This window comes from Pseudomonas corrugata (assembly GCF_001269905.1).
Classification (GTDB): Bacteria; Pseudomonadota; Gammaproteobacteria; order Pseudomonadales; family Pseudomonadaceae; genus Aquipseudomonas; species Aquipseudomonas corrugata.
The window spans coordinates 1-11,943 of sequence record NZ_LHVK01000014.1 but is presented as its reverse complement, the minus strand read 5'-3'; the positions used below and the strand labels follow the sequence as shown (position 1 = coordinate 11,943).

Below are 11,943 nucleotides of genomic sequence, written 5' to 3'. Positions count from 1 at the left end.
CTACAGACCTACGCTCTGGCGCAGGCCAGCCAGTGGACGACGCAACAGGTACAGCGCCAGCGGCGCACGATCACCGAATATTTTCGCCGTGCCACGCAGGCCGATGCGCGGCGCGGCGGCGTCGAAACGCGCATCCAGCCGATAAGCAAGCTGTCCGGCGGCGGTGGGTTGCGCCTCATAGGCCGAACGCTCGAGCCGGGCCAAATGCCGCTGCAACGGATCGCTGTCGAGAAACAACGCGACTTGCGCGCCGGGGGCCAGGGTTATCGCATCGCCGACCGCCAGTTCGATACGTAGCTCAGCCTGGCTTGGATCGGCAATCTCCATCAAGCGCTCGCCGGTCTGCACCGGCTTGCCGAGCCAGCGCTCGACATCGGCAAACACCGCGATGCCATCTCGTTCCGCGCGCACTTCACTGCGCTTGAGCAGCTCGAGGGCATAGTTGCGCTCGGCACGTTTTTGCTCGACGCGAGCGGCCAGCAGGTCGATCTTGGAGCTCGACTCGGCGTCGGCAAACGAGCGCTGGGAGTTGGCCTTGAGCTCCGCCTCGGCCACGTCCAACGCGCGCTCGGCCACATCGGCCTGGGCCTTGAGGCTGGTGCTTTCGAAGCGCAGCAACAGATCGCCGTTCTTGACGGCCTGGTTGGGCTTGACCATGAATTCGGCGATCACACCATCCAACGGCGCCGCCACTACCTGACCGCCCAGCGGCACCACTTCGGCCGGGGCCAGCACCGACTGACGCACCGGCACCAGCAAACCCAGCAACAGCACCGCCACCAGCGCGACCTGGCGCTTGCGCGTCCAGCGCAAGCGCCATGGCTTGCGCGGTTGCAACGCCAGCCACGCGTGGCTGTAGGTGTCGCCCAGTTGCGATAGCAACACTTGCTCAGCCGGCGTCCAGGGCAGGTCACGGGCCAGCCACAGACCACCGAAGACCAGCCCCTTGTGATCGATCAACGGCAGCCAGAATACCTGCGCGGCCGACAGGCTTCCCCAGTCCGCCTGAACGGCTTCGCTCACACCATCGGCGGCAATCACACGGGCCTGATTCAGCACGCCTTGCTTGAACAACTGCGCCACCGCCTGCTCGACAAACGCCACGAAGGGCGCGTTCGGCTCCACGGCACTGACGCCGGTCACCGCCTGGACCTTGCCGGCGATCAACAGCGCGGCGTGGCGAAACCCGAACAGGGCCTGACCATCGTTGACCAGGCTGTAGCTCAGTTGCGCCGGGTTACGCGCGGCCCGCGTCTGACGCTCCAGATCAAGGAAGCGGGCAAATACCTGCTCGGCGCTGCCCATGACCGGCGCGTTCATTTGGACTCCGCGAAACGCGCCGTGCCGCTCATGCCGGACAGTAAACCACTGGCGTCGGGCAGGCTCGCGACCAGCAGCAACGTCTGGCTGCCTTCATCGATACGCGCGCCGAGGCGCTTGACCGTCGCTTGCAGCGGCCGCCCGGTTTCGTCGGGAACGAACGTGAAGGATTGGCCGGGCTTGAGCCTGCCCATCCAGCGCGACGGCACCAGCAGGTGGATCTCCAGGGTGCGGTTGTCGACCACATCCAGCAATGGCGCGCCGGCTGCCACGCTCTCGTAACGCTGGACCTTGCGCGCCACCACCTGTCCATCGAACGGTGCGATTACACTGCAGCGCTTGACCTGAACCTGATAAACCTGGGATTGCGCCTGGGCCTCGCTGAGCCGAGCCTCAGCCCGCGAGACTTCGAAACGCCCGACGGACTTCAATGCCGCCAGTTGCCGGTTATGCGCCAACTCTTCACTGGCACCCCGACTTGCCGCCTGGGCGGCATTGAGCTGGGCCTGATAAGCCGAGCAATCGAAACGCGCAAGGGTATCGCCCTTCTTGAACGACTCGCCCTCACTGAACGGTAATTCGACGATGCGTCCGGCCAACTCGCTGGCCAGCACCGCCTGATCCCGCGCCCGAAGCACTCCCCGAGCCTCATTGCCACCCGGCGCTCCGGTCGCCACATTGTTCTCGAACAAGGGATCGTCCGCGACAGGCGTCTGCGCCTGGACCGCGCACGTTACAAAGGCCAATCCCAAAACCCAACTGCCAAAACGTTGCATGACCGCTACTCCCTGACGGATGGTCGGAGTCTACGACAGCGGCAGGGAGCGTCAAGGGAGATGCGGTCAGGTTTGGGAAATCTCTTGTTTCAATGCCCACTGCTCAACCTCGTACGCAGAGATTAGGTTCTCTGGCAGTTGGGGTGAAAACACCGGCTTCGGCCGGTTTTTTCGTTTCTGGGGATTGAGTTTGTGCGTACCGCTTTGTTCGTTGACGGCTATAGCGTTTTCTATGGATTGCTCGCCGGCACGTCTTATAAGATGCGACCAGACCTGCGCCTGGGTGGAAACCAACATGTCCTGGGGCGCCCAGAGCACGATGCCGGCGATCAACCATCCCCAAGGCATCGCGCGTCTCAGCCGATTGCCGATATGGACAAGGGCCAGCATGTACAGCGAATAACTTTGCAACGTGGCGCCGAACAGCGCCAGCCACCAGACCTGCTGCGCCCGGGCAGCCGAAGGCACCGCAGCGTCGGACCAGAAAGCGTGTTCGAGCGTTTGCAGATAGCCGTCGAGCAGTCCCGAATGCCCTGCCCAGGTCAGCATGAGACTGACCAATAGATGCATGAGGGCAGCGGCGTACAGCCAAGCGACCAGGGCTTTGCGAAGGGAACTGGGAGGGGCTGACATTCCGTGTCCTGAAGGCTTGCTTGGGAGCCGCAAGTCCAAAGGAAAAGAAAGTGGCTTTACCTGGCTAATTGGGGTGAGTTGAGGTCCGCCATCGCGAGCAGGCTCGCTCCCACAGGAAATGGGCGCAGGCGCGAATGTCACAACCAGAACAGACCCTGTGTGCGAGCCTGCTCGCGATGGCGTCCACCCAGACAACCGCTGACCTGAACATCATGACAGCCCTTCCATCAACGCTGCATCCCCCGACGCTTCACCGTCACCCGCTCCAGGTTGTCGAACACCAGGTTCTCCACCAGCAAGCACAGCGCGGCTTCATGGGCGCGCCTCGATCAAAAACTCACGGCAGGGCCGTATGGGTTCGTGTCGTGCGGCGCGCCGATTGGTCGGCAGGTACGCAGGGGTATGACTTTATCGGTATAAGAATTTAAATACCGTCAATGAATAACGATATGGCTTGGAGTTTTCATCGCATCCCTGTGGCGAGGGAATTCAGCGAACCGTCGCACCGCCCCGCGCCACAGCCCCCCCTCGCCACAGAGCTCGGGGCGGCCTCAATTGCTCGTCTCTACCGCTCGTGCAACGCCTCGGCCCGGGCCTTGATGATGGGCTTGAGCAGGTAGCTGAGCACGGTTTTCTTGCCGGTGATGATGTCCACCGAAGCCACCATGCCCGGGATGATCAGCAGCGGTTTGTCATCGGTGCCCAGGTGGCTGCGCTCGGTGCGCAGCTTGATGATGTAGTAGGTGGTTTTCTTGTCTTCGTCGGTAACGGTGTCGGCACCGATCTGCTCCAGCTTGGCTTTCAGCCCACCGTAGATGGTGTAGTCGTACGCGGTGAATTTCACCGTGGCGTCCTGACCAGGATGCAGGAAGGCGATGTCCTGGGGACGGATTTTCGCTTCTACCAGAATGGTGTCGTCCAACGGCACGATCTCCGCCAGGTCGCTGCCAGGCTGAATCACTCCGCCGATGGTGTTCACCAGCATTTTGTTGACGATACCCCGCACTGGCGACGTTACCAGGGTGCGGCTTACACGGTCTTCCAGGGCCTTGCCGGTCGCCTGGGCCTTGTTCAGGTCGGTGCGTGCCTCGTTGAGCTGGGTCAACGCTTCGCTGCGGAATTTGCCGCGGGTCTCATCGATCTTGCGTTGCACTTCCTTGATCGCCGACTCGGCACGAGGAATCGCCAGGGTCGTGGCATCCAGTTGCCCGCGGGTCTCGACTTCAGCGCGCTTGAGCCGTAGCACTTCCACCGGTGATACCGCACCCTGGGCCACCAGCGGCTCGGACATGTTGATTTCCTGACGTTGCAGCGCCAGGCCGGAGCGGTACTGCGCCTGCTTGGAAATGAATTCACGCAGCTCCTGCTGACGCTGCACCAACTGCTCCTGCAACCCGCCAATTTCATCGTGCAGCTGCTGGCGACGGCTGATATACAGCGACTCTTCGCTGGCGGCCTGACGCGGCACCGCCTTGAGTACGTCCGCCGGGAAGTTCAGCGGCCGGTCGTCGACCTCGGCACTCAATCGTTCGACGCGCAACAGCATGGACAGACGATCCGCCTCGGTTTCACCCACATTCGAGGCAAACCGCGTGTCGTCCAGACGAATCAAAGGCGCACCGGCCTCGACTATCTGCCCTTCCTTGACGAACAGTTCGGCGACGATGCCGCCTTCCAGGTTCTGGATCTTCTGGATCTTGGACGACGGAATCGCCTTGCCATCGCCCTTGGTCACCTCGTCGACCACGGCGAAGTTGGCCCACAGCACCAGAAACACGAAGAACGCGATAATGCTCCAGATCGTCAGGCGCACCACTCGTGGAGCATCTTCGATCAGAGCCTTGTTGACCTCCGGCAGGGGTTGCCCACCAAGCGAAGCAGAGCCTTTGAAATAGCGGCCCACGGAATCCTTGAAACCCGACTTAAGCAACACTGATCTGCCCCTTCTTCAACGCTTCCATCACGGCAGCTTTCGGGCCGTCGGCGAGGATCTGCCCACGATCGATCACCAGCAGGCGATCCACCAGCGACAGCAGAGATGCCCGGTGCGTCACCAGCAGCACCGTCTTGTTCTCCACCACGGCGGCCAGACGTTGCTTGAGGCGTTCCTCACCGGTGTTATCCATAGCGCTGGTGGGTTCGTCGAGCAGCAGGATCGGTGGGTTGAGCAACAGCGCGCGGGCCAGGGCAACGTTCTGGCGCTGACCACCGGACAGGTTCTGTCCGCGCTCGCCGACCTGCAACTCATAGCCCTGGGGATGCAGGCGCGCAAACTCATGCACGCCCGCCAGTTCGGCGGCCTGGAGTACCAACTCGTCTTCGACATAGCGGGCACCTGAGGTCAGGTTGTCCCGCAGGGTGCCGGCCAGCAACTGGATATCCTGGGGGACGTAGCCGATGTTGTAGCGCAACTCGCTGACATCGATCTGACGAATGTCCACGCCGTCCACCAGCAAGGCGCCATCGTCCGGCTGGTAGAGACCCACCAGCAGCTTCGCCAGGGAGCTCTTGCCCGAGCCGCTGCGGCCGATGATGCCGATTTTTTCACCGGGCTTGATGACCAGGTTGATGTTCTTCAGCGCGGCGTTCTGCTGGTTCGGATAAGTGAAATTCAACTGCCGGCATTCAATGGCACCCTGCAGGACCTTGCGACTCAGCGGACGCTCTTCGAAATTGCGCTCCTGAGGTAGCTCCATCATCTGGTCGACGGAGGTCATGGTCACCCGCGCCTGCTGGTAGCGGGTCAGCAGGCCCGACAGCGATGCCAGCGGGCTGAGGGCGCGGCCACTGAGCATGTAGCAGGCAACCAGCCCACCCATGCTCAGGTTACCGGCGATGATCAGGTAGACACCGAAGACGATCATGATCACGCCAGCCAGCTGCTGGATCAGCAACGTGATGTTCATCGCCAGCCCGGACAGCATTTTTACCCGCAGCTCGAGACGGCTGAGGGTGCCGATAGTCTGCTCCCACTGGTATTGGCGCTCGCTCTCGGCGTTGTTGACCTTTACCGCATCCAGGCCGGCGAGAGTCTCGATAAGGCTGGACTGGCGCTCAGCGCCCAAGGCCATGGTCCGCTCCATGGTCGCCACCAGAGGCTTTTGCAATGCATAGCCGATCAACAGGGCAATCGGGAACGCCAGCACCGGAATCCACACCAGATGTCCGCCAATGATCGCGATGACCATGAAGATCAATAGCGTGAACGGCAGGTCGATCAGGCTGGTAAGGGTCAGCGAGGCGAGGAAGTCTCGCAGGCTCTGGAACTCATGGATGTTCTGGGCAAAGCTGCCGACCCGCGCAGGACGGTACTTCATCGCCATGCCGACGATACGCTCGAACAGCGTGGCGGAAATGATCAGGTCGGTCTTCTTGCCTGCCAGGTCCAGGCACAGGCTGCGCAGCATCTTCAGGATCAGGTCGAACAGATAGGCGCCGGTGATGCCGATGGCCAATACCCACAGAGTCGACTCGGCCTGGTTCGGCACAACTCGGTCGTAGACGTTCATCACGAACAGCGGTGCCGCCATGGCGATGATGTTGATCAGCAGGCTGGCAGCGATCGCATCGGCGTACAGCCAACGAGAACGCTTGAGAGTGTCGCGAAACCACGAGCGCGCCCGGGGAATGAGCGTGCCGTGGTTCACATCGAATTTGTGCTGGGGCTGGGCAAAGAAGACCTTGCCACTGTAGTCGTCAGCCAGTAGCTCGCGGCTGACCGTCACTTCTCCGCCGTCGCTCTCACTGAGCAGCAGCCGCGCCTGGTCGTCGCCGACCCAGCCCAGCAACACCGCACTGCGACCTTCCTTGAGCAACAACAGGGCCGGCATGGCAATGGTCGGGATCTGCTCGAGCCGACGTTGCAGCACCCGGCCCTGTAGACCGGCCCGGGCCGCCGCGCGCGACAATAATTCGACGCTCAACCGCTGCTTGGGCAGCGGCAGACCGGTGGTGAGCATCGCCGCGCTGGCCGGTTTCTGATGCAGCATGCAGAGCGCCAGCAACCCGTCCAGCAAGGGGTCATCGTGCAGCGTACGCGGGTCATGGACTAGTTCGACTCGACTGACTTCTGATTCCACGCTCTGCACTCTTTACTGAACAAACTGGATGGATGATTCAATTCATCCCAGGTAACTGGACCCTGGGCTTCACGTCGTTCTGCACAACGGATGCCAACGGCGCGACGACCCCCTGACTTTTGAGCAATTCGCCCATGGTTGCCTTGATCCGGTACTGGGTGAACAACTGCACATTCTTGATTTCCGCCAACCGCCGGGAGGCGCTGAACAGCTCGTTTTCGCTGTCGAGCAAGTCGAGCAGGGTCCGCTCGCCAAGACTGAACTGCTTCTGGTAAGCATTGCGCACGCTGGCGCTGCGGTCCACATATTGCTGGGCAATCGGCACCTGGGCATTGGCGTTGTTGAGGGCGTTCCAGGCCAGGCCCAGTTCTTCAGTCAATTGGCGCAAGGCGTTGTTACGGATGTCCAGGGCCTGATTGGACAGGTAGGACTTGGATTCCAGATCCGCCTTGTTGCTGCCGCCGGCATACAGGTTGAAACGCATGCGCAGCATGGCCTGCCATTCATTGTTGTGACCGTTCTGGCCATCCAGGTCGTTATCGGCGGTGCGACCCAGTTCGGCGTCAAAGCGAGGATAGAAGCTCGACTTGGCAGCTTCGTACTGTTTCTCGGTGGCAACGATGTCCGCTTCAGCCGAACGCAGTACGGGGCTGTTTTCCAGCATCTGCGCGCGAGCTTCCGTCAGGTTGGCCGGCAGCAGCGCCATAAAATCGGCGGGGCGCTCCAACTGGTCGGGCAACTGGCCCACGGCACTGAGGTAGTTGGTTTCGGCGTCGGCCAGATTGGTCTGCTCGGTGATCAGGTTGTTGCGGGCCTGTGCCACGCGTGCTTCGGCCTGGTCATGGTCGGCACGGTTGCCCACGCCGCGCTCGGTGCGCAACTTGATCTGATCGAAGATGCGCTCGTGGCTCTTGAGGTTCTCCTCGGCCAGGCGCACGAACTCGCGCCGGGTCAGCACATCCAGATAAACCTGGGCCACGGTCAGGCCGGTGCGCTCGGAGGTATCGAGCAGCGAATAGGCCCGGGCATTAACGGTGGCTTGTTGACGCCCCACTTCACTGGACGTCGCAAAACCGTCAAAAACCATTTGCGTCACACGCAGGCTCGACTCGCTTCGATTCAGGGTTTCCCAATGATTGTTGTTGCCCGAGCGGGTGGTGACGCTGTCGGTGCCTTCGCGACCGTACCCGGCTGCGAGGTCGACCCGAGGCAGATAACCGCCCTTCGCCGCCTTGAGTTGATAGTCCGCCGCCAGGCGACTGTTCACTCCGGCCTGGATTTCAGGGTGTACGTCCAGCGCCTGTTGCATAGCCTGCGGCAAGGTTTGTGCTTGTACGAAGCTGGCGGCAAGAGCAAAGGGTAAAGCCATGAACAATTGCGAACGCATGGTGTTTTTTCTTCCTGAAACGCGTGTCTTGGATCACAGCGAAACGAGGCGCTGCATCGGATGATGGCAACCGGAATGACCGTATGTCGGAAAGTTCGAAACAGGTACTGAAACTTGCACCGGAAGAACAGGTCGCCGCTTAAATATCAATGTGACATGACCGATACAATTGTTTAGGATGCCCGGGATAAGGTCAATAGTTTGGCGAAAACAAAAATTATGGAAATCATAGCCAAAATATTGACATTTTACAGCGTCAAAACAACCCTACTAAGTAAAGCCAAAACGTCCAGACCGCCGCTATCCGTAGCTTGCGGGCCCATGGAAGTTAACTGAACGTGGCATCCGGAGAGTCTTCAATGAGCAGCGTTATTGCCGTCGTCAAAAGCATTGTCGGTCAGGTTTTCGCCGTATCCCCGGAGGGTATCCGGCGTGTACTCATTGAAGGCGATCGTCTGTTTACGGGCGATCAGTTGGACACCGGCCCTGCCGGAGCCGTCACCTTGGAGCTGGCCGATGGCCGCACCCTCGACCTGGGCCGAGACACCCAGTGGAGCGCCAACGCCCCGGACTCTTCCACTGACCTCGCGCAGGCCACTGCCCAAGCCGCGCCATCGGTAGAAGAACTGCAGCAGGCCATCGCCGCCGGTGTCGACCCGACTACCGCCCTGGAGGCCACCGCCGCCGGAGCCGGCGAAGCGACTACTGGTGGTGCCGCCGGTGGCGGCCACAGCGTTGTAGTGTTGGATGCCACAGCCGGCAGCGTCGACCCGACTATCGGCTTCCCGACTGAAGGCTTGGGCGCGGCCACAGCTAATGACAACAACATCACTGGCCTGGCCACCAATACCAACGCCAATACCACGGCCAACACCCTGCTCAATTCGACGTTGACCCTGAGCGCCACCCCGACCCTGACCGAGGCCGGCGGCGTGCTGGTCTATACCGCGACCGTGACCCAGGCGCCCCTGACCGACCTGACGGTGACACTGTCCAATGGCTCGGTGATCGTGATTTCCGCCGGACAAACCACCGGCAGCGTCAACGTCCCACTGGCACCGAACGACACCGTCTACAACGATCCAAGCCAGATCAGCGTGACCGTGACCGGCACCACCGGTGGCAGCGGCATCGCCGTGACTCTGCCCACCACGCCAGCCGTGACCCAAATCACCGACACCATCGACACCACCAATGTCACCCTGAGCGCAGGCGAGACGGTGACCGAAGGGGGGCAGATCACCTACACCGCAACATTGACCAACCCGGCACAGACCCCAGTGACCGTGACCTTGAGCAATGGCTCGGTCATTACCATTGCTGCGGGCCAGACCACCGGCACCGTTGCCGTCGACACTCCGACCAACGACGTTTACAACAACGGCAGCACCGTCAGCACCACCATTACCGGTGCGACCGGTGGCAACTTCGAAAACCTGGTGCCGAGCAACGCGCCTGCGGTCACCACGATCACTGATTCGGTAGACACCACTGGCCTGACCCTGAGCGCCACCAACAACATCACTGAAGGCGGCCAGATCACCTATACCGCCACGCTGACCAATCCGGCCCAGACCCCAGTCACTGTAACCTTGAGCAATGGCTCGGTTATCACCATCGCTGCCGGTCAAACTACGGGTACCGTCAATGTCGAGACGCCAGCCAACGACGTCTACAACAATGGCGGCACCGTCAGCACCACGATCACAGGCGCAACCGGTGGCAACTTCGAGAACCTGGTGCCGAGCACCACGCCTGCCGTCACTACCATTACCGACTCGGTGGACAGCACTGGCCTGACCTTGAGCGCCAGCGAGAGCATCACTGAAGGTGGTTCGATTGTTTACACCGCGACCCTGACCAACGCAGCGCAGACGCCAGTCACCGTGACCTTGAGCAACGGTTCGGTCATCACCATCGCTGCGGGCGAAACCACCGGCAGCGTGAATGTCGAGACACTAGCCAACGACGTCTACAACAATGGCAGCACCGTCAGCACCACCATCACCGGCGCAACCGGTGGCAACTTCGAGAACCTGGTGCCGAGCACCACGCCTGCGGTTACCACCATTACCGATTCGGTGGACACCACTGGTTTGACTCTGAGCGCCAGCGAAGGCATCACCGAAGGTGGTTCGATTGTTTACACCGCTACGCTGACCAATGCAGCGCAGACGCCAGTCACCGTCACCTTGAGCAACGGCTCGGTCATCACCATCGCTGCGGGCGAAACCACCGGCAGCGTGAATGTCGAGACGCTAGCCAACGACGTCTATAACAACGGCAGCACCGTCAGCACCACCATCACCGGCGCAACTGGCGGCAACTTCGAAAACCTGGTTCCGGACACTACGCCTGCGGTCACCACGATCACTGATTCGGTGGACGACACTGGCCTGACCTTGAGCGCCAGCGAGACCATCACTGAAGGCGGTTCGATTGTTTACACCGCCACCCTGAGTAACCCAGCCCAAACCCCGGTCACCGTGACGTTGAGCAACGGCTCGGTCATCACCATCGCCGCTGGCGAAACCACCGGCACCGTCGCGGTCAATACGCCTGCGAATGACGTCTACAACAATGGCAGCACCGTCAGCACCACCATCACTGGCGCCACTGGCGGCAACTTCGAAAACCTGGTGCCAGACACCACACCTGCCGTCACCACGATCACTGATTCGGTGGATAACACTGGCCTGACCCTGAGCGCCAGCGAGACCATTACTGAAGGCGGCCAGATCACCTACACCGCGACGCTGACCAACGCGGCGCAAACGCCAGTGACCGTCACCTTGAGCAACGGCTCGGTGATCAACATCGCCGCCGGCGAAACTACCGGCACCGTTGCGGTGAATACGCCTGCCAATGACGTCTACAACAATGGCAGCACCGTCAGCACCACCATTACCGGCGCAACCGGCGGTAACTTCGAGAACCTGGTCCCGGACACTACCCCTGCCGTCACCACGATCACCGACTCGGTGGACAGCACTGGCCTGACCCTGAGCGCCAGCGAAACCATCACCGAAGGTGGTCAGATCACCTATACCGCAACCCTGACCAACGCCGCGCAGACCCCGGTGACCGTGACTTTGAGCAACGGCTCGGTGATTACCATCGCCGCCGGCGAAACTACCGGCACCGTTGCGGTGAATACGCCTGCCAATGACGTCTACAACAATGGCAGCACCGTCAGCACCACCATCACCGGTGCAACGGGCGGTAACTTCGAGAACCTGGTTCCGGACACTACGCCTGCCGTCACCACGATCACGGACTCGGTGGACAGCACTGGCCTGACCCTGAGCGCCAGCGAAACCATCACCGAAGGCGGCCAGATCACCTACACCGCRACGCTGACCAACGCCGCTCAAACGCCAGTGACCGTGACCCTGAGCAAYGGCTCGGTGATTAACATCGCTGCCGGTGAAACCACCGGCACTGTTGCAGTCAATACGCCTGCCAACGACGTTTACAACAACGGCAGCACCGTCAGCACCACCATTACCGGCGCAACGGGCGGTAACTTCGAGAACCTGGTTCCGGACACGACGCCTGCGGTTACCACGATCACTGATTCGGTGGACGACACTGGCCTGACCCTGAGCGCCAGCGAAACCATCACCGAAGGCGGCCAGATCACCTACACCGCGACCCTGACCAACGCCGCTCAAACGCCAGTGACCGTGACCCTGAGCAACGGCTCGGTGATCACCATCGCCGCAGGCGAAACCACYGGCACCGTCGC

7 protein-coding genes are annotated in these 11,943 nt (G+C 61.3%); 1 reads left to right on the top strand and 6 read right to left on the bottom strand.

Annotated elements, in window-relative coordinates; translation table 11 throughout:
- From AD665_RS18340 to AD665_RS18310, 6 genes are all read right to left on the bottom strand, one after another.
- Nucleotides 1-1,320 carry an efflux RND transporter periplasmic adaptor subunit gene (locus tag AD665_RS18340; RefSeq protein WP_024777928.1) on the bottom strand — a complete coding sequence of 440 codons (1,320 nt, stop codon included), beginning with the start codon at nt 1,318-1,320 and terminating at the stop codon, nt 1-3.
- Nucleotides 1,317-2,096: an efflux RND transporter periplasmic adaptor subunit gene (locus AD665_RS18335; protein ID WP_024777927.1), complete on the bottom strand. Its 780-nt coding sequence runs from the start codon at nt 2,094-2,096 to the stop codon at nt 1,317-1,319. Before AD665_RS18335 ends, AD665_RS18340 begins: the two co-directional genes overlap by 4 nt.
- A 66-nt stretch (nt 2,097-2,162) precedes the next feature.
- Nucleotides 2,163-2,729 carry a hypothetical protein gene (locus tag AD665_RS27905; RefSeq protein WP_231995004.1) on the bottom strand — a complete coding sequence of 189 codons (567 nt, stop codon included), beginning with the start codon at nt 2,727-2,729 and terminating at the stop codon, nt 2,163-2,165.
- 565 nt (nt 2,730-3,294) lie between these two features.
- Complete coding sequence (locus tag AD665_RS18320; RefSeq protein WP_024777924.1) at nt 3,295-4,662, bottom strand: HlyD family type I secretion periplasmic adaptor subunit; 1,368 nt, start codon at nt 4,660-4,662, stop codon at nt 3,295-3,297.
- Nucleotides 4,652-6,808, bottom strand: a complete 2,157-nt coding sequence (locus tag AD665_RS18315) for a type I secretion system permease/ATPase (RefSeq protein ID WP_024777923.1) — start codon at nt 6,806-6,808, stop codon at nt 4,652-4,654. Before AD665_RS18315 ends, AD665_RS18320 begins: the two co-directional genes overlap by 11 nt.
- A 37-nt stretch (nt 6,809-6,845) precedes the next feature.
- Entirely contained in the window at nt 6,846-8,195 is a 1,350-nt protein-coding gene (locus AD665_RS18310; RefSeq protein WP_024777922.1) for a TolC family outer membrane protein, read from the bottom strand.
- Nucleotides 8,196-8,554: 359 nt separating this feature from the next.
- Between AD665_RS18310 and AD665_RS18305 the strand changes: the two genes are divergently transcribed.
- The coding region (locus AD665_RS18305; protein WP_155514787.1) for a beta strand repeat-containing protein at nt 8,555-11,943 on the top strand (3,389 nt) is incomplete at its 3' end.